This window comes from Thiofilum flexile DSM 14609 (genome assembly GCF_000380185.1).
Classification (GTDB): Bacteria; Pseudomonadota; Gammaproteobacteria; order Thiotrichales; family Thiotrichaceae; genus Thiofilum; species Thiofilum flexile.
Map to the genome: position 1 here is coordinate 89,104 of NZ_KB904802.1, position 26,835 is coordinate 115,938.

Consider the following 26,835-nt stretch of genomic DNA (forward strand, 5'->3'; position numbering starts at 1 on the left):
ACACAGGCTGAATTCATTAAAAAATCAGCTCGCTTAGCTTAAGCTAAGTGCTTAACGTCATGAACAATAAAAAAAATAAGAATAGGGGCTGCTATGTCGAATGATAACCCATCATCTAATAAATCCTTGCCAGATAACCATCTGTCTCCCACTTTTCCCCCCGATAGTAAGCAAAAACATAAGCCTGAAACAGAGATGGAGATGGACATCAATTTGGCAAAATTGGGATTGAGCCATTTAGGTGACGAGCTGGATATACTGGATGTCTTAGAGTCCTCTAGCCATCGACCCGTAACGGATGTGACAGCGTCCACTGTAAATGCCTTTGGTTTATCTAGTGCTCCAGTGGTGCCTAATTTCCCAGAGCTTAATACGCATACCACTCCGGTGGTGAGTCACACTAGGGTTATGCCTGATCTGACTACAGTTACCTCTTTGGTGTCATCGTGGGAACAGCCTACCAACAGTGTTGCAACACCTGCCCCAATAGTTGAGCAGCGTCCTACTGCTAGCCCCAGCCTCAATCAGTCAACCCCAGCAGCAGGACAAAATAATAGCAATACTACCAAGAGTACTACCCCAGAAGGGGGCAGTGGGGGCGTTCGCGTAGATAGCAAACCCAGCGATAATAAATCCAGCTCACCCGCACCAGAAGGCAGCACCGCTAGCACTCATAAAGCTAATCAACCTAGCCCCGCATCAGCAGAGGTAAGTGCTAGTACTCGTGCGGATAGCAAACCTATCCCATCCACTTCAGAAGGCAGCACCGCTAGTACTACTCGCACAGCGAATCAACCTAGCCCAGTCTCAGAAAGTGCTAGTGCTCGTGTAGATAGTAAACCTAGCTCACCCACACCAGAAGGAGCAGCGGCTAGCACTCGCACAGCGAATCAACCTAGCCCCGCCTCAGAAGGAGCCAATGCAAGTGCTCGTGTAGATAGTAAACCTAGCTCACCCACCTCAGGTAGCACACACTCATCTAGTCACAGCTCAGGATCGGAAAGTCCAGCCGGTAGTGCGCGAGTCATGGGTCTCAATAGCAGTATAAATAGAAGCAAATTAGCTGATAATAATAAAGACTCTACCGCTTTAGATGAGCCAGCAGTGAGTGTGCTGCAAAAGGTAATCAATGCTTATAATCAATTAGAGCAAGATATTGCGTCTAATAAAGTAGAGTTAGAATCCGTCCATAGTAAATTACTAACCGTAAAAGAGAAAAAACAAGCATTAGAAGTAAGACTGCACGAAATTACTCCGCAAGGTTTCCCCGCTCCTTTACAGAATACAAATAATAAAGAGACAGTTTTAGAGCTAGATTCACTCTATCAGGATGTCAAAGAGAGTAAAATGAATACGCAAAACCGTAGTTGCGATACGGTAATTGAATACACTAAAAGTATTCGTAAGCATATTGTGAGTGATTCCCAAAAAGCCGAGGAGTTTTTACGCCCTTTAAGCCTATCGTGTGAAATTTTAAAAACCAATATACAGCACGTTAGAACGCTAGAGCAGGTAGTTGAATTAATGGAAATTAAGAAAAGTCTGACTACTAAACGTAATGAAGTACATAAAACCATTAGTTTATTAATGGGACAAATTGCTTAAGGTTAATTAGCTTACTATTCTTAAATAGGCTGTTTCTATTAGCAAGTTTAATAGGAGCAGCCTATTTTCTTGAGCATTCCGTTGTCGCCATACCCCGCCGAGTCAGAACCCGTCGTTTAGTCACAACACCTAGCGGGTAAAAATCACATATAACATACAGATACTGCCTGCTTAGCAACTACCCAGCATGATTGCGTAAGGCTAGAATACGGTCATGTTCAATTAAGAGAGAATGAAACATGATTGCTACACCAGAACAATATCAGGCAGCACTGTTAAAACTGCGTGATAAGGGGAGATTACGAAACACACAGTATCGTCAAATGCTTGCTGCTCAGTATGCAAGCCCTAACCATACCATTACTGCTACGAGACTGGCTGAAGCTGTGGGTTATGCCAATTATAATGCGGCTAATTTGCAGTATGGGACACTAGGACGCGAAATAGCTGAAGTACTAGAATATACACCACCTACAAGGGAAGATGGGACGTTTATGTGGTTTTGGACATTATCATCTGGCAATGATGCTTCACCTGAAACCTTAGATGGGCATTATGAGTTTATTATGCGCCCTGAACTTGTCGCCGCTTTGGAGAATATGAAGTGGGTTAAATGATGATGGTGTGCTTTTAATATCACTCTGCTGTTGTCATACCTAGGCGAGTGAGGACACGTCGTTCAAGGAGCACTACTAGCTGATAAAATATCACAGATAATAGTACGGCGACGGCAGCCACGGTCCAGATCATGCCATAATCTAGATAGCCACGCGATTGATTGAGCAGATTACCTAGGCCTTTGCCGGTAGCAAGCCATTCGGCAATCATCACACCGAGTAGCGCTCGTGGCACCGTCAGACGCATAGCGGCAAATAGATAGGGCAACGCGGCTGGAATCGTTACCATACGCATTTCAGTCCAGCGGCTAGCACCATAGGCACGCGGTAGTTCCTGCACGCTATTAGGAACCAGCGCTATCCCTTGTGCTAAGGTCACAAATGCAGGAAAAAAGGTAACTGAAATCGTAACCCATAGCGTGAGAGCCTGCCCACGTCCCAACATCAGCACTAATAAGGGTGTGAGTGCCACCAGCGGCATGGTCTGAGTCACTAAGGCAACGGGCATAAAAGCTTCTATCCCGCGCGGGAATAGTTTGGACAAAATAGCCAGTAAAAAGGCAAACAATAACCCAGCCGCCATACCTATAAAGGTGATGGGTAGTGTTTGCCCTAGCGCTTGTAATAGCTTGCTCTGTGCCGTGGCCGAGGCATTAGAAAAGAATAGATAATTCACCACATCCAGCGGTGTCTTAGCGATCATAGCCGGAGCACCACTGAGCTTAATAAACCCCCACCAGATAATAAAGGGTAGTGCAATTGAAGCTGTGATAATCAGCACGCGCCGGAGGCTAGAGCTAGATTGCTCTTGAGCAGTTGGTACAGCAGTATTCAAGGTCACGGCACGGGTAGAGCCAAGAAAGTGACGCGAGAGTAGGGCAAAACCGGCATAGCTGAGTCCTGCAATTAAGGTAGCCACTAGACCAATACCCCAAAGCCGCGCAGGGTTTGCTTGCCCTAGTGAACCTAAGAGATAAGTGCCTAGTCCCCAGCGACCTCCGCCTCCAAATTCAGCCAAAATCGCACCTAATACCGCAGCCGGTGCCGCGACTCTAAGCCCTGCTAGTATGGCAGGGAGTGCCCCGCGAAACTGCACCCTACGCAATACTTGCCAGCGCCCACCGCCATAAGCACGGATGAGGTCTGCAGCACGACTATCTGCTTGTGAAATACCAATCACCGTTGCCGTCATACTGACAAAATAAACCCCTAATGCCGCTAAAGTAATGCGCGGAGCCATGCCGGATAGGGTCAGGGTGAGAATAGGGGCTATAGCAATGGGGGGTAACGCAAAGGCAGCGATATTGACCCCCCGAAAAATCCGTAACAGTGTCGGTGAGAGGGCAAAGATAACCCCCGCACTAATGGCAATAATATTCCCGATGACAAAACCCGTGACCGATGCCTGCAGAGTTGCCGCAATATGCAGTGGATAGTCCGCCCGATCTTGCCATAGTTTAATGAGTATAGCGCTAGGGGGCGGTAACGCACCGCCCGCCACTAGACCTAGCCTGCCGATGACTTCCCAGATCAGCACAAGGAGAAGGGCATTACGTAGGCCACGATGACGCGCTAATGCTTCACCCACCATGTAGCACTCCCGCGATATGGTCGCAGATATGATGGAATTCTGGGGTTGAGAATAGCGTGGGAAGGCGGGGGCGCTCAAAGGGGACTTCAATCACATCCACAATACGCCCCGGTGTTGCGTGCATCACCACCACCCGATCCGCCAAAAATACCGCCTCATCAATGCCATGCGTCACCAGAAATGCGGTTGAGCCAGTTTCGGACCAGATACGCTGTAGCTCAACATTCATCTGACGGCGCAAAATTTGATCCAAGGCACCAAAAGGCTCGTCCATGAATAATACCTGTGGGCGAGTCACTAGGGCGCGGGCAATAGCCACCCGTTGGCGCATACCGCCGGAAAGCTCTCCGGGTAAAGAGTTTTCATACCCCTTAAGACCGACTAACTCAATCAGCTTTTGCACAGTAGGGGCTTCTGTTGTCAGCGAACGCCCTAATACCTCCAGCGGCACCTCGACATTGCGGCGTACACTACGCCAAGGCAAGAGTGCTGCATCCTGAAAGGCTACCCCAGTGATACCCGCACGTGCTGCCAAGAGGGGGGCTTGTCCGGCAATTTGCACAGTACCGGAATCTGGATTTTCAAGGCCAAGGGCAATACGCATGACCGTTGATTTGCCACAACCTGAGGGGCCGATAATCGCGGTAAATGACCCCGTGGGGCAGGCAAGAGAAACCTCCCTCAAAGCTTCTACGGTCTTGCCCCGCCCACTAAAGGTTTTGGTGATACCTTCTAACTGAATCCCCGCTGTCACCGTTACTGCAACCATCAGATTTCTGCTAGTAAGGAGGTATCGAACATGTCGTGTTTACCCACTAATCCAATCTTACCTAAAGCACTCAAACACTTTTCAATGCCGTCATCGGTGAGGGCAAAAATACCATTAGGGCTTTCCATCAAGGGTTTTTGAGCTGTATTGAAATAAATCTCGTTATCTATCGAGCGTCCAGTGCCCTTAAACCAAGTATCAGCGAATTTCGGAGGCCAAGCCGCAGGATCGGTAAAGTTTTCATTCCAGGCTTTACGTGATGCCCGTAACCAGGCCACTAACTGATCCCGTTTTTTAGCCAGCACTTCTTCAGTGACAACGATGGTATCGTTATAGATGGTGTAACCAAAGTCATACAGCAAGAAAGAGGTCGCTTCTTCGCCTGCTAGTTTGATGGTATAGGGGACATTAGTGGTAAAATCGAGGCTCGCATCAATCTCACCTTTGATGAGCGGGGTGGGGTCATAGGCATAGGGCACAATATTAACCTTACTGGGGTCAATATCGTTCATTTTAAGCATAGCCTCGACTGAAATCACATTGACCGGCGGTACAGCTAGTGTTTTGCCAATCAGATCTTGCGGTTTGGTAATGGGTTTTTTAGCGAGTGACACAATACCTAGCGGATTCTTTTGATATTGTGCGCCAATAATTTTAAACGGTGCGCCCTGTTCGACGATAGCCTTGATTGTGGTATCGGGTGAGGTTAAGGCTAGATCCGCCCGTCCTGCAATCAGGGTACTTTCGGGGATCACATCAGGGCCACCGGATAAATAGGACAGCTCTAGTCCTGCCTCAGTGTAATACCCCTTATCCAGTCCCAGAAAATAGCCGGTAAATTCGGCATCATTAATCCAAGCAGCCTGCATACTCAGTGTACTAGTCGCAGCACGAAGATACTGCGGCATCACACCTAAAGCGATTCCAGCAGCAGCGATTCCAAGAAATTGTCGGCGGTTTAAAGTGAGTGACATTAGAGCTTCCTTTTGGGGAGTGGGGTTAAGCAAGCCCTTGCAAGCGGCGTAGCTCCTGCAACGGCGGTGTGTCATCAATTTGTTTGGGTGTCAGTAGCGGCCATTTCACCCCACTAGGGCGTTTAGCACGGCGTTGTATGACATGGGTGCTGGAAGGAGTAAAAATTTTATCAACTAAAATATCGGTTTCTGAAGGCTGTAATTGTTCTTCTACCACCTGTACATCATGAACCACGGCATGTACCGGGGTTTGTTCATCGGCAAGGCCAAGACTGGTAAACATGCCCCATTCGAGATCGAAAAAGCCATGGCCTTTGCCAAAACGTACCCCATTACTAGAGACCGCAGAGGCACCTGTTACCATATAGTCAAAGCGACCTCGGCGCGAAATATCAGCCAGCGTGATAGGCTCACCAAAGTGCTCCATACCATCTAACCAAGAGGCATAAAGAGCCGCCTCTGGAGGTACTTTCGCCGGATCAAGGAATAAAAATCCGCGATAGATACCATAGGTTGACATGACAAAGGGCTTTCCTGCCTCAATCATGCGACGGCGTAAATCAGCTAAGCAATTATCAGGGGTAATGAAAGCGAAACGGCTATTTTGATAAGCTGGGTCAGTCACTAATTGATCGGTAGCTGCATCAGACCCCTTGAAATCGGGAATGACTTCTGCGAAGTTCAGATGGAAGCGGGTATCCGGTTTTGCTACATCATGCAAACGGGTCCATATTTTGGCTCTAATTTCTTTGGAGGATGTCATCGTACTCGTACAACCTTTTTCGTTTCATCGTTTCATGATTATGAAACTACAGTTTCATAAGTCAAGAGGAATTTATTAGGCATGGCTTCAAGATTGATCCTACGTATTCAGGAGCGATTTGCACGGCTAACTTCTAGTGAAAAAAAGCTTGCTAATATTTTTTTTGAAAATCAAACGCTTATTGAAACACACACCGCCACTGAATTAGCAGCGCTAGCAGGGGTATCGAAAGCAACAACGGCACGTTTTTTTCGCACACTCGGCTATACGGATTTCGATGAAGTTCGCTTACAGGCGCGTGAAGAGCGTAACCGGCGTGAGCCTTATGTGCAATCTGAGCCAGTCAAGGGGGTAGGTAGTTTAAGTCATACTTTGAGCGAGCATCTAGAGCTGGAGTTGCGCAATCTGTCTCGAACCTTTGAGGAGATACGCTCAGATTTACTGCCTGAAATTGCCCGTACCCTAAAGTCTGCACCGCGTATATGGTTTTTAGGTTTTGGCGATGAGTATGGTATTGCACGTTTGGGGCGCTCTCTATTTACGCGCCTACGTCATGGGGTGCATCAGATTGAGGCTACCGGAGAAGACTGGGCTTCCGAGCTATCCATGACCGGCCCGCGTGATGTGCTGATTCTGCTGAGCTTTAGCCCACGACCGAGGCTATTGTCAGTGTTGTTAGCCTATGCCCGCACGACACGGATGCGGATTATTACGATTACCGATCACCGTTATGCTCCACAGGCGCAACGCTTTTCTGATCATGTGCTGTCGTGTCATGTGGCTAATTACGATATTTTGCCCACCCATGCGACCATGCTATCCATGCTACGGCTCATCGCTTTGGCCTATTTAGGGCAAAATGCAGAGGCCGTGAGTCGGCGGATTGCCACACTGGAGGCCATTAATGAGGAGCTGGATTTGTCGGAGTAGCCAAGGATGATTGCGTGTTTTGACGTTCACTATAACGAAACCAGTGCCTATGCAGCGGTGCTGGTTTTTGAAAATTGGGATAGTGCCATACCTAGTTATGAAAATAAGATTGCTTTAAATGATATTGCCGAGTATGAACCCGGCAATTTCTATAAGCGTGAATTACCACCATTATTAGAGTTATTGTCCCAACTGCCACAGCCGCCAGAGATATTAATTATTGATGGGTATTGTGATTTGTCTGAGTCTGGGCAGCCGGGGTTAGGGGCTAGATTATTGGAGCATTTACCCTATGCGCCAATCATTATTGGAGTAGCTAAAAATCGTTTTAAAGCGGCGACTCATGCAATAGAAGTATTTCGTGGAGGCAGTGCGCGACCACTATTTATAACAGCTCTGGGTATGAGCAAAGAAGAAGCCGCAAACAAAATAGCAAGTATGCATGGTAGCTATCGGATACCGACTATGCTGAAGGCGGTGGATAGTTTGGCACGAGGAAATAGCTCACAGTCTATAGAGCATCGGATTAGTTGAAAATCGTAGTAGGTAAATATAAAAGTGAGGTATTGATTATGGCAGGGTTAGCTCGTTCATTAGCGAGTTTGAGAATTGCTGGAGATGATCTCGACCCCAATGAAATAACGGCTCTATTAGGGCATATACCCACTACGCAACAGGTCAAAGGAGAGGTCATTGTTGGCAAAGTTACTAGACAAGTTCGTACAGTCAAAATAGGAATGTGGCGCTTAAAAGCAACAGAGAGCCTGCCCGCAGATCTCGATCAACAAATAGATGAAGTGCTGAGTAAACTTACCCCCGATCTTAGTGTATGGGAGCAGCTCTCAACTAGATACCATATGGATCTATTTTGTGGCTTATTCATGGTAGAAAGTAATGAGGGATTATCAATTTCTGCCAAATCGATGAAAGCCCTTGGTGAGCGGGGTATTGAGCTAGGATTGGATATTTATGCTCCTGATCCAGAGGATGAAACCGATAGCTAACCACACTTTTACCACAGAGATAGAGTAAAAACCCCGCTATACTCTACCGTGCAGCTTAACAAATCGATTGTAACCCTATAGGCTAGAAGCGGACTAGGGAAAGCCGTATTCAATAGTAGTGATAAATAATAAATACGGTGTAAGCAAGAATGAATAAGGAATAGGGTAATGACAGAAAAAACAAGTCTTCAAACCACCGTCTGTGTCGTAGGGGGCGGGCCTGCGGGGTTAGTCTTGGGCTATTTGCTGGCACGTATGGGGGTTGAAGTCACCGTGCTAGAAAAGCATGCCGACTTTCTGCGGGATTTTCGGGGGGATACCGTGCATGGCTCGACCCTAGAGCTATTGCGAGACTGTGGGATCAAGCAGCGTTTTGATGCTTTACCGCAGCAACATCTACAAGAAATGTGTATTAATTTTGGCGGTGAATCGCTAAAGCTAGGGGATTTTCAGGGGGTAAAGCCCTTTGATTATATCTGTTTAATCGCACAGTGGGATTTTCTCAATTTCATGGCCTCTGAAGCTAAGGCATTGCCTAGTTTTCGCTTGATCATGCAATGCGAAGCCACCGATATTATTTCTGAATCCGAGCAAGTAAAAGGCGTTCTAGCTACCACACCGGAGGGGGCGCTGGAGATTCGTGCGGATTTGGTGGTGGCGTGTGATGGCAGAAGCTCCACTATTCGCAAGGTGCTTAAATTACCTGTGACTAATCTTGGCGCACCGATGGATGTGCTGTGGTTCCGCTTGCCGCGTAAGGAGACTGATCCTAGTGGCTTAGAGGGGAGGCTCGGTGCGGGTCACATGATGGTGATGATTAATCGTGGTGATTATTGGCAGATTGCCTATCTAGTACCGAAAGGCAGTGACGCGCAGTTACGTACTCAACCGATTACCGATTTCCAACAACAAGTGGTGGCATTAGTCCCCTATCTACAGGAGCGCAGTGCTTTGATTCGCTCGTGGGATGAGGTGAAAACGCTGGTTGTCACGGTAGATCGCTTGCAGCGTTGGCATGTACCGGGGGCTTTATTAATTGGCGATGCGGCTCATGCTATGTCACCGATTGGCGGGGTGGGGATTAATATGGCGATTCAAGATGCTGTAGCCGCCGCTAATGTGATTGGGCGAGCCTTACAAGCCAGACACATACTAGATGAAACGACCCTAACCGAGGTACAAAACAAACGTGAGGCAGGTGTTAAACGTATGCAGTCCTTACAGGTGATCGCGCAAAATCGCGTGATTTCTGCGGTACTGCGTGCTAAGGGTAAGGAGCCTTCCGTTCCTCTAGTATTGCGTTGGTTAGCCCGTTTTCGTTGGTTTAGAAACATACCTGCTCGCATTATTGGCTATGGTTTTGGACGTGAACATGTCGATACCACGCTATTTAAGGCCAAATGAGGATATACTGTTATTGAGCAAGCATTTTACCGTAACTCGCTGGAAACGCTTAGTTTAGATAATTATTTTAATGGTAGGGGTAACTGATTTGATGAAGCAGCAACTAATAACCGCATTATTCACCTTAGGTCTAGTCATATGGACGGGGGCGGCACAGGCCGTCGATTGTGCAGCCGTTCGGGAGCGTTTTCAGTGTGATGCTAGCACTAAGTATCCATTACATTTAAGTTTTGATGATGGCCCCGCTCAGCAGACCACAGATGTGCTTAAGGTACTGAAAAAAGAAAAGATTCCAGCGACCTTTTTTGCGATTGCCCGTAAGGTGGATTGCCCAGAGATTGCCAAACGTTGCCAAGCGGAGCAACACGATAGCAATGTCTGTATTCAGCGCATGACAGAGTGTAAGCAGCGGCGCAAAATTTTGCGTCAAATTAAACAAGCAGGGCATATGATAGGCTCACATTCCTATGCTCATTTGCATTACTCACAAGTGGATGCCGCCGCCCGCCGTGCCGATTTTAAGCGCTCGCGCCAAGTATTAAGTCCGTATTTTACCACGAAAATACCCTTGTTTCGTTTACCGTATGGGGATGGTTGGTTTAATCGTGCCGAGCGCCCAGAGATATTAAAAGATTTACAAGCACTAGGTTTTAGACATATCGCATGGGCTTTTTCGGCCTTTGACTGGAATAAGGACAATCAACGCGGGGATAAGATTTTAGCTAATGTGCTAAGCGAAGTCTGCAAACGTAAACAAGGTGGGATTGTGTTATTTCATGATGGGGTAGAGGAGCAATTACATGAAGGGCGGTTATTTACCACGACGCATTTACAGGACTGGGTTCCGAGCATGCGCTGTGTGGTGGATTTTAAGCCTTTGAGTTTTTTTGAGCATTAAAATGTATCAGCGGGTAGGTCTCGAATTACCCGCTTGTTTTTAGCACTGATCCCAATATGGCACTTCACCGAAATACCCTATCAGATAATCTATAAATACTCTGACCTTGGGGGCGAGTTGGTGTGAGCTGGGGTAGACTGCCCATAGTGCTGCATCATCGGCTAGTGGGTAATTGGCTAATATTTGAACTAATTCCCCACGCGTGAGCTGTTGGTACACGCTCCAGGTGGAGTTGATGGCAATCCCTAACCCATCCACACAAGCATCACGCATGATTTCACCATTATCCGTACGAAACCGCCCATGAGTTTTGATGTTCACGGAGCCATCAGGGGTGGAGAATATCCACTGATCCAGACCAATGAGATTGATGCACTGATGCTCAGTGAGCGCCTGTGGTGATTTTGGCACTCCATAATGTTTCAAATAATCCGGTGAGGCACACACAATACGTTGATCGGAAGCGAGTTTGCGGGCAATCAAGTTGGAGTCTTTCAGTTCGCTATTACGAATGGCGACATCAAATCCGCCTTCGACTAGGTCGACAATGGTGTCGGAAAAACGCATGTCCAGTATCAAATCTGGATAATGCGACCAGAAATCCTTTAGAGCAGGCATGAGGTGCATGCGTCCGAACGAGGCTGGTGCCGTTACCCGCAGCAGGCCTCTGGGTAGGGTATTCCCGATTCCGACCGCTGTACAGGCGGCATCCACACTGGCGAGCACATCTTCGGCATAGGGCAAAAAGGCACTGCCTTCGGGCGTGAGAGTGACCTTGCGGGTGGTGCGATGTAGTAGGCGTACACCTAGGCCCGTTTCCAGTCGATTAAGGTAACTGCTGGCTACCGCAGGTGACAGTCCTAGTTCCTGCCCGGCTAGACTGATGTTGAGGGTACTTGCCAGCCGCACAAATAGGCGTAGATGTTCAATTTGCATTTGATCCTGATTCATGAGCGATTTTCAATAAAAGCTGAAAACTGATTCTTCATTTCGGGTAATTATCAAAAAAACAATGAAAGAATACAATGCCCACCTGATTTTGTAGATGAGATATTTTTTCATGAAAGCCATGATTATTCGCCAGTTTGGCGCTCCCGAAGTATTCGAGCCTGCCGAGCTGCCTATGCCAGAGGTTGGTTCCGGTCAGGTGTTGATTCGGGTGGCAGCGAGCAGTGTCAATACGGTTGATCTAATGATTCGTGAAATGGGTAAGGCATTACCCATTGCCCCTGAGTTACCGGCAGTATTAGGTATGGATGTAGCCGGTACGGTGGTAGCACTAGGTGAGGGTGTAACTGACTTTTCCGTGGGGGATCAGGTTTACGGTTGTGCTGGTGGTCTGGGCGATCTGCCAGGCGCGCTAGCGGAATACATGCCTGCCGATGCCCGCCTGCTGGCTCGTAAACCCCGAAACCTTTCCATGCGAGAAGCCGCTGCGCTGCCCTTAGTGGGCATTACCGCCTATGAGGGGTTGCAGCGTGCCGGTATCACCCGTGGGCAGCGTGTACTGGTACACGGCGGTACTGGGGGTGTCGGTCATGTGGCTCTGCAACTCGCCTGTCATTTCGGTGCCGATGTGTATGCTACCGGTGGTGGAGAGAAGCAGTTGGCGCTGATTGAGGGTATGGGAGCGCAGGCTATCAATTATAAGACCGAGACGGTAGCTGATTATGTGGATCGCTGCACCGATGGTCAGGGTTTTGATGTGGTATTTGATTCGGTGGGCGGAGCCAATATGCTGAATTCGTTTGCCGCTGCTGCCTTGAATGGGCAGGTAGCCTCAACGGTTTCCATGGTGGAGCTGGATTTGTCCGCAGCCCATTTCAAGGGATTATCCCTGCATGTGGTATTCATGTTGATTCCAATGATTCACAACCGAGGGCGTGAGGTACACGGGCGTATTCTGACCGAACTGACCGCAATCGTTGAGGCAGGCGGGCTGAAGCCATTGCTGGATCAGCATTATACCTTGGCAGATGCTGCTGCCGCCCATGCTCGTCTTGCCAGTGGTCAGGCGATTGGTAAGGTCGTGATTGAGCTTTGATGGGCTCTGAAAAGGGCTGTTTTTTATTGATGAATGGAGATGATCCGAATGACTTATTATTCTGTACTGGCGGTGACACCAACGGCTGAGGACTGGATTCCGGGCTATTTGCCAGTTGCCAATGCCTTGGTAGCTAAACATGGTGGTAAATACTTGGCGCGTACCGCCAACCATGAGCGTATTGAAGGTGAGGGGGATTTAGCAACACTGCGTATCATTCTTGAATGGCCTTCCAAAGCGGCGGCGCTGGCTTTCATGAGTGATCCTGAGTATGCCACGCACCTGCGGGCACGCACGGCAGGGTCGGTCAGTCACCATTTTCTGATTGATGGCAAGGATGACCTTGCGTAATTATGCCATTTCCAATACTTAATCAGGGGTTTAATCGCACCTTCCGTTCGGGGTACTTGAGCCTCGGATTGGTGGTGCCGCTGGAGTCTTATTCTGCCAACCCAACTCCCACCATGCAGCGCCACTTAGAGCGGGCGCAACTAGCAGAACAGCTTGGATTTGCGGCATTGTGGTTGCGTGATGTACCCTTTAATGTCCCCTCGTTTGGGGATGCTGGGCAGTTGTTCGACCCATTTGTCTATTTGGGATTGTTGGCGGGGCAGACGCAACATATTGCGCTGGGTGTGGCTAGTGTGGTGCTGCCATTACGCCATCCAGCTCATATTGCCAAGGCCGCCGCCAGTGTGGATGTGCTCTCAGGGGGGCGATTACTGCTGGGCATTGCTTCCGGCGACCGTCCAGATGAATACCCCGCGCTTAATCTACCATTTGAAAATCGGGGTGAGCGTTTTCGGGCAGCCTATGACTATATGCGCCAGATGGCAGAGCCGACACTGGCTTTTAATAATATTTATGGTCAACCCAGTGGTGAGATGGACATGTTGCCCAAGCCAGTCTCCGGGCGGTTGCCGCTGTTGATTACTGGCGGCAGTCAGCAGAGTCCTGACTGGATTGCCCGCCATGGTGATGGTTGGATCACCTATCCACGTAATGTCGCCACTCAAGCACAGATCATTCAGGGGTGGCGTGAACGTATTCAGGCCGCCGGATTGCTAGACAAGCCCGTGACCCAGTCGTTGTATGTGGATCTAGTTGATGACCCAGATGCTCTGGCGCAACCAATTCATCTAGGTTTTCGCAGTGGGATACGTCAGTTAATAGCCTATCTGAAGGCGCTGGAGGAAATCGGGGTGAATCATGTCGCTCTCAACCTACGCTTTAATCAGGCAGACATTGAAACCACCCTGCAACGGTTGGCAGATGATGTTCTACCCAGTTTTACAGCCACAAGCGGAGCCATTACGAGGTAATAAATATGCAGAAAACCATTCTAATCACTGGAGCCACCGATGGCATTGGGTTTGAAACAGCTCGGATACTGATTGAGCAGGGGCATCATGTGCTGCTGCACGGGCGTAATTCGGACAAGTTAGCACAGGTGCAGGCTAATCTTCATGCGCTATCAGGTGCAGGCTCGATTACTGCTTATGTAGCTGATCTGTCGGATCTAAATGCTGTTTTGACGTTGGCAGAGCATATCCACGCCGAGCATACACATCTCGATGTATTGATCAACAATGCTGGGGTATTCAAAGTGGCAGAAGCGCTCACTCCAAGTGGTCTAGATGTGCGTTTTGTGGTGAATACACTGGCTCCGTATCTACTTACCCAAGAGCTATTGCCATTGCTAGGGGGGGATGCACGAGTGGTGACTCTCTCCTCTGCTGCTCAGTCCCCCGTCAATTTGCAGGCGTTGACTGGTAGGGTAAAACTCACGGATGATTTTGCTGCCTATGCCCAAAGCAAGCTAGCGCTGACCCAATGGTCACGGCTGCTGGGACTGGCGCAGCAGGGTCATGGCCCGCTGGTGGTGGCGGTCAACCCTGGCTCGCTGCTGGGCACCCGGATGGTGCGCGAAGGCTTCGGCATGGCGGGTAATGATGTGCGTATCGGAGCCGACATTCTGGTACAGGCAGCCTTATCAGAAGCCTTTTCTCAGGCCAATGGCCTTTATTTTGATAATGATGCAGGTCGGTTTGCATCGGGGCATGCTGATGTGCAAGATGACCGCAAGGCTCAGGCAGTGGTAGAGGCTATTGAAACCGTACTGTCTACGGTGAGGGAGCAAAAAGGTTAAACGCTAGTTTCCTTACAATGGCGCTAAATATTGCCTAAGTGCCGTATTATCCAAACTATGCCGAGGAGCAGGGAGGCTGTTTATATCAAGTGCCAGAATCGTTTGATAAGCATCTCTAATAAACGTTAAACATAGTGGATCGATACTGGTTTTTTCAGCCTCCTCTTTAATTGCTTTCTCAGCAATTAAGTGTTGGAAGGTTTGCAACATCACAGCCTTATCCGTCAGTGCAGCGAGTAGCTCAGGAAAGACAATAGTGGGCATCGTATGATGTTGCAGCACCCATAAAGCACTTAAGGTCGCGCGGCTAATATAAAAAAATCGCTTGAGCTTGATAGTAGGCTCATCGAGTGCCGTAATCATGCCTGTTGCCATCGCACGATAATGGTGAAAGGTCGCTTTAGCGCTAAAGGTACTCGCTACTAGCTGACGCAATGCCAATACCCGCGCGGTGTCTTCTTGGTAAACCAGTGGGGAAATCAGCCATTCCTGAATCACGCTATTCCCCTGATTAGCTAGCTGCATTGCCTTACGTACATCCCAGCCACTAATATCCAGCACAGCATTAACAGGTAACTCAATCACATCGCGCTCAGGGGCGAGCTGTATATACCACTCTGGCGCATGAGCATAGATAAAACGCACATCATAATCACTATCCGGCGAAGGAAAGCCCCACGCACGGCTACCACTTTCAATCGCGCTAATAATCGTTACCCCCTGCTCCTGAGCTAACCTATTGAGCTGAGCAAGCACTTCGGTGTGGATAGAGTCTGCTATCAGTTTCATACTTAATGCTCATTACTCAATAAGGGGCAATTATCTTTTAGCACTTGAATAAACGATAGCACCATCTTGGCGGTAGCCCCCCACAGCAGCTCATTATCATAGGTATTAAAATAAGCAACCGGCACCGTATGACCAGAGGGTAGGGTACGGTGACGGAGTTCATAATGCTCCGGTTGCGCCAGCCATGCCAAGGGTATAGTAAAAGCGCGTGCTACTTCATCCGGTGCGAGTACCAGATCATAGGGCCAAGCCGCAACCCCAATCGTGGGTGTAATGCGATAGGCCGATATGCTGTAATGCGAGGGGAGTTGACCTAGGATAGATACCTCTTGTGGAGGCAGACCGATTTCTTCATAGGTTTCGCGCAGTGCCGTTGCGGTGATTGAGGTATCACTAGGTTCTTTTTTTCCTCCGGGGAAGGCCACTTGACCACTGTGATAATCGTGTTCGGAGGCAGTACGGCGAATCATTAAAATATGCCAGGCCTGTTGAGCGCGGACTAAAGGCAGCAATACGCCCGCTTCACGATGCTGTAAATGTTGCAAATGTTCGGGGGGAAGGTCCGAGGTAATAGTGCCCGCCTTGAGTAAACAACGGGCAATCATATCAGGGCTAAGTTGATTCCAAACTGACATAGGCTCCTCATAGCTAGTGAAAGTATAGTCATACTAGTGCAGTCACCCTCGAATTAGTAGCTCAAGTTTTCTCAAGACTTTTTTAGGAGGATTAAAACCTGTGCTGCACCCTCATCATGGATAAATAAACCCCATGATTTAAGTATGAAGCTGAATAGAGTCTGTATCGGTTGAAATTTTATTATCCCCACCTAATGTGCCGGAGCCTTAGGCAAGTCCCGTAAAATCAGAACACCATAAATCGTGAGAGTACCTAGCACTAATATCCCGCCCAGTAATGTACTCAGCGAGGGTAATTCCCCTAAAAACAGCCAGACCCAAAAGGAGCCTAAAATCGACTCAATGAGCATAATTAAGGAGGTTTCAGCCGCACTAATATGGCGTAGAGCCATAGCGAATAAGATAAATGAGATCGGTATGGCAAGCGAGGTGCCCAAAATCCCCAAGAGCTGGATAGTACTTTGTAAGACTAAGCTGCTAGCTAACCCGATGGCAATGCAGCCACTGATAATATTACCAAAACCCACTACAATGGTGAGATCAGTTTGTGGGCGACTACGCATATAAACAAATTGAGCTGCTAACCCTAGTGCAGAAATAAAAGCCGCTAGCCAACCATCCCAATGCTCAGCACTACTCGGCTGACTGAGTAAAATAGCTAAACCTATCCCACAGACTGCCGTAGCAATCCAAGTACGTAATAGAACTTGCTCGTGTAAGAACAGAGCAGAGAGTAGGGCACTGATGAGAGGCGCAAAGGCAACTATCACTAATACATCGGTGACATTGGCATGGGTAATAGCGTAAATAAAGCCAAAGGCTGAAAAAACCGTGACGAAGATAAGCCCTAGAATCACAGAGCTACCTGCGGCTTTCAGCGCTCGAATGACCTGTCGTCCCCCTATTGCATAACAATAACCGATTAAGATAAAACCGCTTAAAAAACCACGCCACGCACTAATTTGCCAAGGATCACTGCCCGCTAGACGAATAAATAGGGTATCGGGCGAGAGGGCTAAAACACCTAATAAGGTTAACCAGTAACCCATTAATGGGGAGGATTTCATCATTTGAGCAGGGGGCGGTAAAAAACTCAGTATTAAACGTTATTACCGAACCAGCCGTAAAGCCCCTTGCTTCAGCTAGGGGATATCAGGCGATCGGCGACAGCCGATGAAAGGTAGTACTACAGTAAGAGCAGTTAGCACCTTTTGTAGTATAATCAACATCATGAAATCAGCCACCCACCTCAAAACCCTCAAAGTTCGCATCAAGGATAAGCACAAACCGATCCTTGAACGCATGGCCTATGAGGTGAATCAGGTGTGGAATGCTGCCAATGAAGAAACCGCCTATTATTCACATTTTTTCATTCCGGAGTTTGGTTTTCACTCACTTTATCTCAGTGCGTATGATCTACAAAGCCAACTCAAAGGCATGAAAGCCGAACGAGGCTTTATGATTCACTCCTCGACGATTCAAGAAACCATTGCGGTTCACGAAAAAGCCCGTAAGCAATTCAAGAAAAGCAAACTGCGTTGGAGAGTCTCGAGTGGTTCTAAACGCTCCTTAGGTTGGATACCCTTTAAAAAAGGTGCTGCGGTTTGGAAGAGTGGGCAAGTACGCTATGCGGGTCATTTCTTCAAGGTATGGGATAGTTATAACCTAGCTCAATACGAGTTTCGTTCAGGCTCTTTCTCCCAAGAGGCACGAGGCCGCTGGTATTTCAATATTGTCGTGGAGATGCCTTGCATTGAATCGACTGCTACGGGCGAAGTCGGCATCGATCTAGGTCTAAAAGACACCGCTACCTGTAGCAATGGGGATAAGCTAGAGCGCGGTGATTTCTATCGAGAGCTAGAACCTAAACTAGGCAAAGCTCAACGCGCTAAGCAAAAGAAACGAGTAAAAGCGCTTCACGCCCAGATTAAAAATAGGCGCTTAGAGGCTATCCATCAATTTTCAAACAAGGTCGTGAAAGCAAACGGCTTAATCATCATTGGCAATGTGAGTAGTTCCGGCCTCGCTAAAACTAACATGGCAAAGAGTGTTTTAGATGCGGGTTGGTTTATGCTCAAGACACAACTGAAATATAAAGCGAGTGCGCGGTCAGGTGTGTTTATCGAGGTCAATGAACAGTACACTACCCAGACTTGTTCGTGTTGCGGCTGTATCAGCCCTAATAGTCCGAAAGGTAGAGCGGGTTTGCGAATAAGAGAATGGTCTTGCTCCGAGTGTGGAGCTGTGCATGATAGAGATGTCAATGCGGCTAAGAACATTCTTGCGCTCGGACATGAGCGTCTAGCTGTAGGAATCCCCGTCCTTTAGGTCGGGGAGGATGTCAATAAATAGAGTGCAATTTAAGTAAGTAGCTCAGCGGCGGGGCTTTGTCTACTTTTCATGCTAGGGAGCGTTTGTAATGCCTAAAGCACTCAAGTACGATAAGAACCCTTATTCATCAGCTAACTTACTCATCCAGACAATCAGCTAGAAAAAAGGAGTCCATTATGGAACGTCGTTCCTTCTTAAAACAAACTGCTGCCGGTGCTGCTGCTTTAGCCGCTGCCCCTACTGCCTTACTAGCCGCTGAAGTTGCTGCTCTGCCGGAACTCAATTGGCGTCTGACCTCCAGTTTTCCTAAGTCACTTGATACCATTTATGGTGCAGCCGATGTTTTTGCTGAAACCTTATCCAACATTACTGGCGGCAAATTTAAAGTGCGGGTATTTGCGGCAGGTGAAATCGTTCCGGGCTTACAAGTACTCGATGCGGTACAAAATGGTACGGTCGAGGCTGGGCATACGGCCTCTTATTATTACTTTGGTAAAGATCCCTCTTTTGCCTTCGATTGTGCGGTTCCCTTTGGCCTCACTTCACGTCAGCAAACTGCATGGATGATGTATGGCAATGGTATGAAACTCATGCGGGAGTTGTTTGCTGATTACAATGTTGTGAATTTCATGGGCGGGAATACTGGCGTGCAAATGGGCGGCTGGTTCCGTAAAGAGATTAATACCGTTAAAGATTTGGAAGGTCTGAAGTTCCGGGTCGGGGGCTTTGCTGGACGTGTGATGAGTAAATTAGGGGTTATTCCGCAACAAATCCCTGGGGGCGAAATTTATCCCGCGTTAGAAAAAGGTACGATTGATGCAGCCGAATGGGTGGGCCCTTATGACGATGAAAAGTTAGGTTTTGGCAAGATTGTTAAAAATTACTACACGCCCGGTTGGTGGGAAGGCGGGCCTCAACTGTCCTTCTATGTCAATAAAGCGCAGTGGGAAAAGTTACCTGAGCAATATCAAGCTGCTTGGGAAGCGGCTACCCATGTTGCACACACCGATATGCAGGCTAAATACGATGCACGTAATCCACAAGCCTTAGCGAATTTATTAAGTGGCGATGTGAAATTGCGTCCGTTCAGTGATGAAATTTTAGATGCTTGCTTTAAAGCAGCCGCTGAAACGTATGAGGAAGAATCTGCTAAAAATCCTAAGTTTAAAAAGATTTATGATGATTGGAAGGTATTCCGTAATAATCAAGCGCAGTGGTTTAATGTAGCCGAGCAGTCCTTTGCTCGTGCGAGTTTTAATAAGAAACTCTAACCGTTACGCCTACCCAATATCACTACACACTAAGCGAGAGTGTAGTGATTGATGTAGTGACCAACCCCCTACTTTATTACCGCTACAGGAGGATAAGTCGTGTCAGTCTTGATGCAATTTTCTCGTGCTGTGGATGCTTTAAATGGTGTCTTCGGGCGTATTGCTAATATATTGATTTTGCTAGCATGTTTAGTGAGTGCTACCAATGCCTTAATGCGTTATGGCTTTGATATTAGTAATAACTGGCCGCTGGAATTACAGTGGTATTTATTTGGCTCGGCTGTCATGTTGGGGGCGGCCTATACCTTACGTGAAAACGGTCATGTACGGGTCGACTTAATTTATGGTCATGTGTCGGATCGTGCCCGCTTGTGGATTGATGTGTTTGGTTTCATTTGCTTTTTATTACCCGCCTGTATTCTCATTACTTGGTTGTCGTGGAAGAGCTTATTCCTGCCCTCGTGGGAAATCATGGAGCAATCGAGTAACTCCGGCGGTTTACCCCGTTATCCGATTAAGCTCATGGTGCCATTAGGTTTCTTCCTCTTGACCTTACAAGGGCTATCGGAGCTGATTAAGCGTATTGCTGCTTTACAAGGCACTATCCAACTCGACACTAAATATGAAAAGGTGGAACAATGAGTTTAGAAATCATGCCACCCTTAATGTTTGGTGGCTTAATCTTATTTATGTTAGTGGGCTTTCCGGTCGCCTTTTCTTTGATGGCGGTGGGTTTGTTTTTTGGCTTTTTAAGTATTGAGCTAGGCTTTATTAGTCTGCCTTATTTACAAGCCATTGCAGCGCGTATTTTCGGTAGTGTGGTTGCCAATGAACTATTGCTCGCCATACCCTTTTTCACCTTTATGGGCGCGGTGCTGCAAAAAAGCGGCCTAGCCGAGGATATGCTGGACTCCATGGGGCAGCTTTTTGGGCGCATGAAAGGGGGCTTAGGCTATTCCGTTATTTTAGTTGGCTTTGTGTTAGGCGCAGTCACTGGAACAGTCGCCGCGCAAGTCATTGCCATGGCGATGATCGCTCTGCCGGTCATGATGCGCTATCGCTATAATATGCGCTATGCCACGGGGGTATTAGCGGCCTCAGGTACGATTACGCAAATTGTGCCGCCTTCCCTAGTATTAATCATTATGGCGGATCAATTGAAAACGCCGACCGCGAGTGCGGACGTGGGGAGTATGTATTTAGGTGCATGGATTCCAGCGATTACACAATCAGCCTTGTTCATGCTTTATACCTTTATCTTAACGCGCATTAAACCCGACTGGTTGCCGGGCATTCCACCAGAGGAGATTAAACTCAAAGGCTGGGCATTATGGAAACGTTGTTTAGAGGGTATTGTGCCAACGGCTGTCCTTATTTTCCTTGTATTAGGCACCATTATGCTCGGAGTTGCTACCCCTACAGAGTCCGGTGCAATGGGGGCGGTCGGTGCGGTCGTGCTATCTGTATTACGCCATAGTGCGTTTTCGGGTAGGGATAGGGCGATATTACGTACCGGTTTAGCGGCGGCTGGTGTAGCGATTATGGTGGCGATTATATTCCCTCATGATAAGGGTAGTGCGGGAGCACTGATGATGAAGGTCGCTGTCGCCGTGCTCTATATCGCTTTAGTATGGATGCTCATTCGGGCGGTACAACTCACCGATTTACGTAGCCATATTACCGAGTCTTATAAAACAACCATGCGTATCACCTCCATGGTGGTATTTATCCTGATTGGTTCTACTTGTTTCTCTGTCGTCTTCCAAGGTGTCGATGGGGGTAAATGGGTTGAGCATCTATTTTCGAGTTTACCCGGTGGTTGGGTAGGTTTTCTCGTAATAGTAAATTTATCCGTCTTTTTCTTAGCCTTCTTTTTGGATTTCTTTGAAATTGCCTTCATTTTAGTACCCCTATTGGCTCCGGTAGCTCAGAAGCTATTAACCCCAGTTCTGTTAGCCGAATTTGGCGGTAATGAACAAGCCGCCGCTGTCGGGGCTTTAGTCTGGTTTGGTATGATGCTGAGTGTGAATATTCAAACCTCCTTTATGCATCCCCCCTTTGGCTTTGCCTTGTTCTATTTGCGCGGCGTGGCTCCTAAAGAAGTGAAGAGTAGTGATATTTATTGGGGAGCGATTCCTTGGGTTTGTATTCAACTGGTGATGGTCGTGGTGGTGATGAGCTTCCCCAAAATGACGACGATGTTATTAGATCGGGGGCATGCACCGTTACCTACTGGCGGCGAGTTAAATTTCATGATGGAGTCATCCAAGCCTAGTACGCCTAGCAGTGGTTCTAGTAATAATGAAATGGGCTTTAGTTTCGAGGGTGGTAATGGTAATACCACTAAACCTCCAGCAGAATCCAAGCCTGCACCGGCCTCGAATGAAATGAACTTTCAATTAGATGGAGCTAAACCTGCAGAGAGTACTCCCCCACCAGCACCGGCTGCTAATGAAATGAATTTTCAACTCGATACGAGTAAACCTGCCGAGGATAATACTAAACCAGCTACTCCACCGGCGAGTAATGAGTTCAATTTCCAATTAGATAAACCGGCGGGGCAATAAGGGTTAATAGCCTGAAAAAGTAGGTGAGTCTTTCTTCCGCAGTCGCTGTGAAAAAATCGTCAGGAGCGATTTTTCACGCCAGCTTGAGAGGCGCATGGACGCGCCGAATAATACATCCCTGTACGCTACAAGGCGGCATCCTTGCCGCCAAGACTGCTCCAGAAAGACCCATCTACTTTTTATGAGCGCTAAAGTGGATTTTCCCTCCTTTAGCGTTAACATGCTAACCTTAGTTAATCTTTGATTGAGGTTAGCCATGTCATATACCAATCCCACGATTGAACTATTACTGAAACATCGCTCTATTCGTCGTTATACGGCTGAACCGATTGCAACAGAGTTATTAGAGTTATTAATTCGTTGTGGTCAGGCTGCACCTAGCTCTAGTTTTGTCCAAGCTTATTCGATTATTCGAGTGCTTGATCCACAAAAACGCGCCATAATCGCCGAGGCCGCCGGTGATCAGGTATGGATTAAACAAGCAGCAGCGTTTTTAGTCCTATGTGCAGATTTAACACGGGTCAATTACTGCGGAGAGCTGCATCAAGAGGCTTGGCAGGGCTATACCGAGCATAGTTTAGTTGCCACGATTGATGTGGCTTTACTCGCCCAAAATATGCTAACCGCAGCGGAATCTGTAGGCTTAGGTGGAGTCTGTATTGGGGGGATTAGAAATAATATTGCCTTGGTGAGCGAGGTGTTGGATTTACCGGCTCTAGTTTACCCTGTTTTTGGTCTATGTTTAGGTTGGCCTGATCAAGATCCAGCGGTAAAGCCGCGTTTGCCAGTGAGTGCAATTTTGCATGATGATCAATATGATACAAGCCGCTTGCCGAGTGTTATTCAAGCGTATGATCAGACCATGCAGGACTACTATGCCGCTCGTGCCGGTAATCAGCGCACTAGTAACTGGTCTACTCAAACTTACCAAGCGATTTATGGTAAATGTCGTGAGCATATGCAAGCGTTTTTACAAGCACGCGGATTTTTTCAACGCTAGCTGAATCCTAAAGTACGGTTTAATATGAGGAATAACATTATGTTGGGTTGTGCTAGACGTTTGCTAGGTACGAGTTGGATTATTATCCTTTGTTTGCTCAGTATGAGTGGAGCCGTACATGCCAAGCGCTTAACAGAAATAAAGCAACCTATGCTATGGGTCATTGAAGGAGAAACACCTATCTGGTTATTTGGCACCATTCACTTAGCTGATAAGCGCCTAGAGAAGCTCCCGCTGGCCGTTAATTTAGCCCTGCGTAGTAGTGATGCGGTCTATACCGAAATTCCTATGGAGTTTGCTGAATTATTAGCGGCTCGCCAAGCGATGATGAGAACCGATGGCAAGGTATTAAGCCAAGTATTACCTAAACCGCTATTAGCCCGCCTCGATGAACATTTACGTGCCACAAGTGCCTTTCTGAATGTTAAGTCTTTAGGAAATTTAAAAACTTGGGTGGTATCCACATTAGTTGCCACACCAGATGATTCTACAGGCACTGCCTTAGATATTCAGCTATATCATCAAGCGCAAGGACTTAATAAAGAGGTAGGAGGATTAGAAACAGCTTTTGAGCAAATTGGCTATTTTGATCGCTTTAGCGAGGATGAGCAGATTCGTATGCTGGAGGAGTCTTTAGATGCCTATGAAGCGCGGGATGTTAATGAGTTAATGATGCAATGGTATTTAGCCGGGAATGCGGATAATTTAGTGGAATTAATGCAGCAATTATCAGCGCCAAATACCGATCAGACCCTGCAACAGAAATTTGTGCAAATCCTATTAAACGAACGTAATAAAATTATGGCAGATCGCATTGATGCGAAATTAAAAGCATACCCTAATACCCAATACTTTTTTGCAGTCGGGGCGGGGCATTTAGGAGGCGCAGAGAGCATCATTCACTTTTTAGAGCAAAAAGGCTATAAGCTCAAGCGAGTCGGTGTTCCTGCCGTGAACTAGTGTTAGCTAACCGGCATCGGTTTTGCCGGTAATAAAAATGGTGTATCGATTGGATAAAACTGCGAGGCACATTGGACTAAATTATTAGCCGTCAATGAAGGTACACCATAGACTTCAGTGGTCACATCATAGCGCTGCATCACGCGGCGCAAGAGTAACTCAAAGTCACCATCACCAGAGGCTAAGACCACAATATCGGTATCGGGTGCCGCTTCCATCACATCTACAGTAATCCCTACATCCCAATCACCTTTGGCTGAGCCATCACTGCGTTGGATATAGGGTTTGAGCTTCACATTAAAGCCAATGCCCCGAAGAATATTCTGGAATTGTTGTTGTTTATCATCTTCGCGCTTAATGGCATAGGCATTCGCCTCGACCACATGGCGATTCTGAGTCACTTTAGCCCAAAAACGATTGTAATCAAAATGACGACCGTACGCTTGACGCGTGGTGTAATAGATGTTTTGCACATCAACAAAAATACTAACTCGCTGCATATTTTTTATCATCTACCTTATAAACACTCTATTCAGTAGTCCTCAATAGAGTGTTGATTAGTGAGCGGTAATAAGCCCTAAAGCAATTAGTTAGCGACCTTTATTTGCAGCAATGCGCATCCGTAACGCATTTAGCTTAATGAACCCTTCGGCATCTTTTTGATTATAAGCACCACCGTCTTCATCAAAGGTGGCGATTTTAGTGTCAAATAAGCTATCACTTGAGCGGCGGCCAACTACTATGGTATTACCTTTATACAACTTCAAACGAACTTCACCATTAACGTGAGCCTGTGAGGCATCAATCATGGTCTGTAACATTTGACGTTCTGGACTCCACCAATAACCATTATAGATTAGACTCGCATATTTGGGCATGAGTTCATCTTTTAAATGGGCAACTTCACGATCAAGGGTAATGGATTCAATTGCACGATGCGCTTTCAGCATAATCGTACCGCCGGGAGTCTCATAACAACCGCGTGACTTCATCCCTACATAACGGTTTTCCACGAGGTCTAAACGCCCAATACCATTTTCACCGCCGAGTTTATTCAGGCGAGTGAGCATTTCAGCCGGGCTTAAACGTTCGCCGTTTAGGGCTACCGGATCGCCTTTTTCATAGGTGAGATCAATATAGGTGGCTTTATCGGGAGCTGCTTCAGGGGACACACTCCAGCGCCACATATCTTCTTCGGCTTCTGCCCAAGGCTCTTCTAAAATGCCACCCTCATAGGAGATATGCAGCAGATTAGCATCCATCGAGTAGGGGGATTTTTTACCTGCTTTTTTGAAATCTACCGGAATTTGGTGCTTTTCAGCATAAGCCATGAGCGAATCACGTGAACCCATATCCCACTCGCGCCATGGTGCAATCACTTTCACGCCGGGCTTTAGGGCATATGCACCTAACTCAAAACGCACTTGATCATTCCCTTTGCCGGTCGCACCGTGAGAGATCGCATCGGCTCCAGTTTCATTGGCAATTTCAACTAAACGCTTAGCAATCAGGGGGCGGGCAATCGAGGTGCCTAGTAAATATTCACCTTCATAAATGGTATTGGCACGGAACATAGGAAAAACGAAATCGCGTACAAACTCTTCGCGCAAATCATTAATATAAATATTCTCTGGTTTAATACCCATAGCTAGCGCTTTAGCACGCGCGGGTTCAACTTCTTCACCTTGACCAATGTCAGCAGTGAAAGTGACCACTTCACAGTGATAGTTCTCTTGCAGCCACTTGACAATAATGGAGGTATCTAAACCACCGGAGTAGGCCAGTACAACCTTACTAATATCTTTTGCCATCACAAATACCTTTACTATTCAATTCTGAAAGGCAGGCATTATATGCCTCTCAACAGGGTAAATAAACGGTAGCTATAGCCGTAGACGAAATAGAGCGTTTGAATAGCTGGGAATGAAGGGAATGCGGTATAGTTCGTCGCATTAATCCACCATGCGAAAAGATCCCTTTAGGAGTATTTAAGATGAATAAGGTATTAGTAAGTTTGTTGATAGCGAGTGTTAGCTCCCTAGGTGTGGCCTACGCTAAAGTACCCCCTAAACCTATAGCGGCTAATGTCATTAAAGTACATAGTCAGTATGCGCGAGCTGTGCCTCCGGGACAGCCTAATGGTGCTGTATTTATGACCCTAGTGAATACTACTTCAACACCGTGGAGTGTTAAATCCGCCAGTAGTCCTGCCGCTAAAGTAACTGAGCTACATATCACCCAAAATCATAATGGTGTCATGCAAATGCACCAAGTATCAAAAATTGATCTTCCCGCAGCAGGGGAGGTGGTATTAAAGCCCGGTAGTTTGCATATGATGCTGATTGGACTAAAGCAAGATTTGAAAGTGGGCGAGAAAACCTCGGTCACACTGACCTTTAGTGATAATAGCCAATTAAAACTGGATGTGCCGATTCAAGAGGTCACTCAGCCTATGAATAATAATCATAGCGGGCATAGTGAGCATCACATGCACTAAGTTTTGCATTTGCCGGTAATTCCCTCTATGATGCGCC

General features: G+C 47.3%; 28 protein-coding genes. 18 read left to right on the forward strand and 10 right to left on the reverse strand.

All coding sequences use genetic code 11. The features are described from left to right. Nucleotides 1-93 precede the first annotated feature (93 nt). Together A3IK_RS0115520 and A3IK_RS0115525 are read left to right on the forward strand one after the other, a co-directional pair. Nucleotides 94-1,605 (forward strand): hypothetical protein, encoded by a 1,512-nt coding sequence (locus A3IK_RS0115520; RefSeq protein ID WP_020560902.1) that lies wholly within the window; start codon nucleotides 94-96, stop codon nucleotides 1,603-1,605. Nucleotides 1,606-1,844: 239 nt separating this feature from the next. Further along, nucleotides 1,845-2,222 (forward strand): hypothetical protein, encoded by a 378-nt coding sequence (locus tag A3IK_RS0115525; protein WP_020560903.1) that lies wholly within the window; start codon nucleotides 1,845-1,847, stop codon nucleotides 2,220-2,222. A gap of 19 nt (nucleotides 2,223-2,241) precedes the next feature. On the opposite strand, the gene A3IK_RS0115530 is transcribed toward A3IK_RS0115525, so the two are convergent. Genes A3IK_RS0115530 through A3IK_RS0115545 form a run of 4 tightly spaced genes read right to left on the reverse strand, consistent with a single transcriptional unit; the run spans nucleotide 2,242 to nucleotide 6,319 of the window. Next, the gene (locus A3IK_RS0115530) at nucleotides 2,242-3,813 is read right to left on the reverse strand and encodes an ABC transporter permease (RefSeq protein WP_020560904.1); all 1,572 of its coding nucleotides are present in this window, start codon (nucleotides 3,811-3,813) and stop codon (nucleotides 2,242-2,244) included. Then, nucleotides 3,803-4,582: an ABC transporter ATP-binding protein gene (locus tag A3IK_RS0115535; protein ID WP_020560905.1), complete on the reverse strand. Its 780-nt coding sequence runs from the start codon at nucleotides 4,580-4,582 to the stop codon at nucleotides 3,803-3,805. The genes A3IK_RS0115530 and A3IK_RS0115535 overlap by 11 nt, the downstream gene beginning before the upstream one ends. Beyond that, complete coding sequence (locus tag A3IK_RS0115540; protein ID WP_020560906.1) at nucleotides 4,582-5,556, reverse strand: ABC transporter substrate-binding protein; 975 nt, start codon at nucleotides 5,554-5,556, stop codon at nucleotides 4,582-4,584. Before A3IK_RS0115540 ends, A3IK_RS0115535 begins: the two co-directional genes overlap by 1 nt. 25 nt (nucleotides 5,557-5,581) lie before the next feature. Beyond that, on the reverse strand, nucleotides 5,582-6,319 hold the full coding sequence (locus tag A3IK_RS0115545; RefSeq protein WP_020560907.1) for a 5-formyltetrahydrofolate cyclo-ligase: 738 nt from the start codon (nucleotides 6,317-6,319) through the stop codon (nucleotides 5,582-5,584). Nucleotides 6,320-6,400: 81 nt separating this feature from the next. Between A3IK_RS0115545 and A3IK_RS0115550 the strand changes: the two genes are divergently transcribed. The 5 genes from A3IK_RS0115550 to A3IK_RS0115570 all read left to right on the forward strand — a co-directional run bounded on the left by A3IK_RS0115550 (nucleotide 6,401) and on the right by A3IK_RS0115570 (nucleotide 10,555). Next, nucleotides 6,401-7,249, forward strand: coding sequence for a MurR/RpiR family transcriptional regulator (locus A3IK_RS0115550; RefSeq protein ID WP_020560908.1), 849 nt, complete (start codon nucleotides 6,401-6,403; stop codon nucleotides 7,247-7,249). Nucleotides 7,250-7,255: 6 nt separating this feature from the next. Next, nucleotides 7,256-7,783 (forward strand): endonuclease V, encoded by a 528-nt coding sequence (locus A3IK_RS0115555; protein WP_020560909.1) that lies wholly within the window; start codon nucleotides 7,256-7,258, stop codon nucleotides 7,781-7,783. Between the two features lie 38 nt (nucleotides 7,784-7,821). Further along, entirely contained in the window at nucleotides 7,822-8,253 is a 432-nt protein-coding gene (locus tag A3IK_RS0115560; protein ID WP_026221017.1) for a DUF4279 domain-containing protein, read from the forward strand. A gap of 168 nt (nucleotides 8,254-8,421) precedes the next feature. Further along, on the forward strand, nucleotides 8,422-9,657 hold the full coding sequence (locus A3IK_RS0115565) for an FAD-dependent oxidoreductase (protein ID WP_020560911.1): 1,236 nt from the start codon (nucleotides 8,422-8,424) through the stop codon (nucleotides 9,655-9,657). A gap of 91 nt (nucleotides 9,658-9,748) precedes the next feature. Then, on the forward strand, nucleotides 9,749-10,555 hold the full coding sequence (locus tag A3IK_RS0115570) for a polysaccharide deacetylase family protein (protein WP_020560912.1): 807 nt from the start codon (nucleotides 9,749-9,751) through the stop codon (nucleotides 10,553-10,555). A 39-nt stretch (nucleotides 10,556-10,594) separates the two neighbouring features. Here the strand turns inward: A3IK_RS0115570 and A3IK_RS0115575 are convergent, their stop codons facing one another. Beyond that, complete coding sequence (locus A3IK_RS0115575) at nucleotides 10,595-11,506, reverse strand: LysR family transcriptional regulator (protein WP_020560913.1); 912 nt, start codon at nucleotides 11,504-11,506, stop codon at nucleotides 10,595-10,597. Between the two features lie 109 nt (nucleotides 11,507-11,615). Here A3IK_RS0115575 and A3IK_RS0115580 point away from each other — a divergent pair, with 109 nt between their 5' ends. The 4 genes from A3IK_RS0115580 to A3IK_RS0115595 are packed head-to-tail and all read left to right on the forward strand — an operon-like array spanning nucleotide 11,616 to nucleotide 14,748. Next, nucleotides 11,616-12,599: a zinc-dependent alcohol dehydrogenase family protein gene (locus A3IK_RS0115580; protein ID WP_020560914.1), complete on the forward strand. Its 984-nt coding sequence runs from the start codon at nucleotides 11,616-11,618 to the stop codon at nucleotides 12,597-12,599. A gap of 48 nt (nucleotides 12,600-12,647) precedes the next feature. Continuing rightward, complete coding sequence (locus tag A3IK_RS0115585; protein ID WP_020560915.1) at nucleotides 12,648-12,950, forward strand: DUF1330 domain-containing protein; 303 nt, start codon at nucleotides 12,648-12,650, stop codon at nucleotides 12,948-12,950. Nucleotides 12,951-12,952: 2 nt separating this feature from the next. After that, a complete protein-coding gene (locus A3IK_RS0115590; protein WP_051081578.1) occupies nucleotides 12,953-13,921 on the forward strand; it encodes an LLM class oxidoreductase in 969 nt (322 codons plus the stop codon). 5 nt (nucleotides 13,922-13,926) lie between these two features. Beyond that, entirely contained in the window at nucleotides 13,927-14,748 is an 822-nt protein-coding gene (locus A3IK_RS0115595) for an SDR family NAD(P)-dependent oxidoreductase (protein WP_020560917.1), read from the forward strand. Nucleotides 14,749-14,760: 12 nt separating this feature from the next. Here the strand turns inward: A3IK_RS0115595 and A3IK_RS19755 are convergent, their stop codons facing one another. The 3 genes from A3IK_RS19755 to A3IK_RS0115610 all read right to left on the reverse strand — a co-directional run bounded on the left by A3IK_RS19755 (nucleotide 14,761) and on the right by A3IK_RS0115610 (nucleotide 17,221). Then, complete coding sequence (locus A3IK_RS19755) at nucleotides 14,761-15,537, reverse strand: nucleotidyltransferase domain-containing protein (protein WP_020560918.1); 777 nt, start codon at nucleotides 15,535-15,537, stop codon at nucleotides 14,761-14,763. A gap of 2 nt (nucleotides 15,538-15,539) precedes the next feature. Then, nucleotides 15,540-16,172 (reverse strand): NUDIX hydrolase, encoded by a 633-nt coding sequence (locus A3IK_RS0115605; RefSeq protein WP_020560919.1) that lies wholly within the window; start codon nucleotides 16,170-16,172, stop codon nucleotides 15,540-15,542. Between the two features lie 191 nt (nucleotides 16,173-16,363). Then, nucleotides 16,364-17,221 carry a DMT family transporter gene (locus tag A3IK_RS0115610; RefSeq protein WP_020560920.1) on the reverse strand — a complete coding sequence of 286 codons (858 nt, stop codon included), beginning with the start codon at nucleotides 17,219-17,221 and terminating at the stop codon, nucleotides 16,364-16,366. 181 nt (nucleotides 17,222-17,402) lie between these two features. Here A3IK_RS0115610 and A3IK_RS0115615 point away from each other — a divergent pair, with 181 nt between their 5' ends. The 6 genes from A3IK_RS0115615 to A3IK_RS0115640 all read left to right on the forward strand — a co-directional run bounded on the left by A3IK_RS0115615 (nucleotide 17,403) and on the right by A3IK_RS0115640 (nucleotide 24,301). Beyond that, on the forward strand, nucleotides 17,403-18,500 hold the full coding sequence (locus tag A3IK_RS0115615; RefSeq protein WP_020560921.1) for an RNA-guided endonuclease InsQ/TnpB family protein: 1,098 nt from the start codon (nucleotides 17,403-17,405) through the stop codon (nucleotides 18,498-18,500). A gap of 179 nt (nucleotides 18,501-18,679) precedes the next feature. Continuing rightward, nucleotides 18,680-19,774: a TRAP transporter substrate-binding protein gene (locus A3IK_RS0115620; protein WP_020560922.1), complete on the forward strand. Its 1,095-nt coding sequence runs from the start codon at nucleotides 18,680-18,682 to the stop codon at nucleotides 19,772-19,774. Between the two features lie 99 nt (nucleotides 19,775-19,873). Next, a complete protein-coding gene (locus A3IK_RS0115625) occupies nucleotides 19,874-20,416 on the forward strand; it encodes a TRAP transporter small permease subunit (RefSeq protein WP_026221020.1) in 543 nt (180 codons plus the stop codon). Beyond that, nucleotides 20,413-22,341 (forward strand): TRAP transporter large permease, encoded by a 1,929-nt coding sequence (locus A3IK_RS0115630; protein WP_020560924.1) that lies wholly within the window; start codon nucleotides 20,413-20,415, stop codon nucleotides 22,339-22,341. The genes A3IK_RS0115625 and A3IK_RS0115630 overlap by 4 nt, the downstream gene beginning before the upstream one ends. 256 nt (nucleotides 22,342-22,597) lie before the next feature. Then, nucleotides 22,598-23,341 carry an oxygen-insensitive NADPH nitroreductase gene (gene nfsA / locus A3IK_RS0115635; protein ID WP_020560925.1) on the forward strand — a complete coding sequence of 248 codons (744 nt, stop codon included), beginning with the start codon at nucleotides 22,598-22,600 and terminating at the stop codon, nucleotides 23,339-23,341. 39 nt (nucleotides 23,342-23,380) lie between these two features. Further along, nucleotides 23,381-24,301 (forward strand): TraB/GumN family protein, encoded by a 921-nt coding sequence (locus A3IK_RS0115640; RefSeq protein WP_020560926.1) that lies wholly within the window; start codon nucleotides 23,381-23,383, stop codon nucleotides 24,299-24,301. A gap of 2 nt (nucleotides 24,302-24,303) precedes the next feature. On the opposite strand, the gene A3IK_RS0115645 is transcribed toward A3IK_RS0115640, so the two are convergent. Continuing rightward, on the reverse strand, nucleotides 24,304-24,801 hold the full coding sequence (locus A3IK_RS0115645) for a LabA-like NYN domain-containing protein (RefSeq protein WP_020560927.1): 498 nt from the start codon (nucleotides 24,799-24,801) through the stop codon (nucleotides 24,304-24,306). Between the two features lie 90 nt (nucleotides 24,802-24,891). Then, nucleotides 24,892-26,112 (reverse strand): argininosuccinate synthase, encoded by a 1,221-nt coding sequence (locus tag A3IK_RS0115650; protein ID WP_020560928.1) that lies wholly within the window; start codon nucleotides 26,110-26,112, stop codon nucleotides 24,892-24,894. Nucleotides 26,113-26,294: 182 nt separating this feature from the next. On the opposite strand from A3IK_RS0115650, the gene A3IK_RS0115655 reads away from it, so the two are divergent. After that, complete coding sequence (locus A3IK_RS0115655) at nucleotides 26,295-26,798, forward strand: copper chaperone PCu(A)C (protein WP_020560929.1); 504 nt, start codon at nucleotides 26,295-26,297, stop codon at nucleotides 26,796-26,798. Nucleotides 26,799-26,835: the final 37 nt, after the last annotated feature.

Bases quoted from the DNA above. Each gene is read 5' to 3' on its own strand.
- A3IK_RS0115520 (WP_020560902.1), top strand. From the start codon at position 94: ATGTCGAATGATAACCCATCATCTAATAAATCCTTGCCAGATAACCAT.
- A3IK_RS0115525 (WP_020560903.1), top strand. From the start codon at position 1,845: ATGATTGCTACACCAGAACAATATCAGGCAGCACTGTTAAAACTGCGT.
- A3IK_RS0115530 (WP_020560904.1), bottom strand. From the start codon at position 3,813: ATGGTGGGTGAAGCATTAGCGCGTCATCGTGGCCTACGTAATGCCCTT.
- A3IK_RS0115535 (WP_020560905.1), bottom strand. From the start codon at position 4,582: ATGGTTGCAGTAACGGTGACAGCGGGGATTCAGTTAGAAGGTATCACC.
- A3IK_RS0115540 (WP_020560906.1), bottom strand. From the start codon at position 5,556: ATGTCACTCACTTTAAACCGCCGACAATTTCTTGGAATCGCTGCTGCT.
- A3IK_RS0115545 (WP_020560907.1), bottom strand. From the start codon at position 6,319: ATGACATCCTCCAAAGAAATTAGAGCCAAAATATGGACCCGTTTGCAT.
- A3IK_RS0115550 (WP_020560908.1), top strand. From the start codon at position 6,401: ATGGCTTCAAGATTGATCCTACGTATTCAGGAGCGATTTGCACGGCTA.
- A3IK_RS0115555 (WP_020560909.1), top strand. From the start codon at position 7,256: ATGATTGCGTGTTTTGACGTTCACTATAACGAAACCAGTGCCTATGCA.
- A3IK_RS0115560 (WP_026221017.1), top strand. From the start codon at position 7,822: ATGGCAGGGTTAGCTCGTTCATTAGCGAGTTTGAGAATTGCTGGAGAT.
- A3IK_RS0115565 (WP_020560911.1), top strand. From the start codon at position 8,422: ATGACAGAAAAAACAAGTCTTCAAACCACCGTCTGTGTCGTAGGGGGC.
- A3IK_RS0115570 (WP_020560912.1), top strand. From the start codon at position 9,749: ATGAAGCAGCAACTAATAACCGCATTATTCACCTTAGGTCTAGTCATA.
- A3IK_RS0115575 (WP_020560913.1), bottom strand. From the start codon at position 11,506: ATGAATCAGGATCAAATGCAAATTGAACATCTACGCCTATTTGTGCGG.
- A3IK_RS0115580 (WP_020560914.1), top strand. From the start codon at position 11,616: ATGAAAGCCATGATTATTCGCCAGTTTGGCGCTCCCGAAGTATTCGAG.
- A3IK_RS0115585 (WP_020560915.1), top strand. From the start codon at position 12,648: ATGACTTATTATTCTGTACTGGCGGTGACACCAACGGCTGAGGACTGG.
- A3IK_RS0115590 (WP_051081578.1), top strand. From the start codon at position 12,953: ATGCCATTTCCAATACTTAATCAGGGGTTTAATCGCACCTTCCGTTCG.
- A3IK_RS0115595 (WP_020560917.1), top strand. From the start codon at position 13,927: ATGCAGAAAACCATTCTAATCACTGGAGCCACCGATGGCATTGGGTTT.
- A3IK_RS19755 (WP_020560918.1), bottom strand. From the start codon at position 15,537: ATGAAACTGATAGCAGACTCTATCCACACCGAAGTGCTTGCTCAGCTC.
- A3IK_RS0115605 (WP_020560919.1), bottom strand. From the start codon at position 16,172: ATGTCAGTTTGGAATCAACTTAGCCCTGATATGATTGCCCGTTGTTTA.
- A3IK_RS0115610 (WP_020560920.1), bottom strand. From the start codon at position 17,221: ATGGGTTACTGGTTAACCTTATTAGGTGTTTTAGCCCTCTCGCCCGAT.
- A3IK_RS0115615 (WP_020560921.1), top strand. From the start codon at position 17,403: ATGAAATCAGCCACCCACCTCAAAACCCTCAAAGTTCGCATCAAGGAT.
- A3IK_RS0115620 (WP_020560922.1), top strand. From the start codon at position 18,680: ATGGAACGTCGTTCCTTCTTAAAACAAACTGCTGCCGGTGCTGCTGCT.
- A3IK_RS0115630 (WP_020560924.1), top strand. From the start codon at position 20,413: ATGAGTTTAGAAATCATGCCACCCTTAATGTTTGGTGGCTTAATCTTA.
- nfsA (WP_020560925.1), top strand. From the start codon at position 22,598: ATGTCATATACCAATCCCACGATTGAACTATTACTGAAACATCGCTCT.
- A3IK_RS0115640 (WP_020560926.1), top strand. From the start codon at position 23,381: ATGTTGGGTTGTGCTAGACGTTTGCTAGGTACGAGTTGGATTATTATC.
- A3IK_RS0115645 (WP_020560927.1), bottom strand. From the start codon at position 24,801: ATGCAGCGAGTTAGTATTTTTGTTGATGTGCAAAACATCTATTACACC.
- A3IK_RS0115650 (WP_020560928.1), bottom strand. From the start codon at position 26,112: ATGGCAAAAGATATTAGTAAGGTTGTACTGGCCTACTCCGGTGGTTTA.
- A3IK_RS0115655 (WP_020560929.1), top strand. From the start codon at position 26,295: ATGAATAAGGTATTAGTAAGTTTGTTGATAGCGAGTGTTAGCTCCCTA.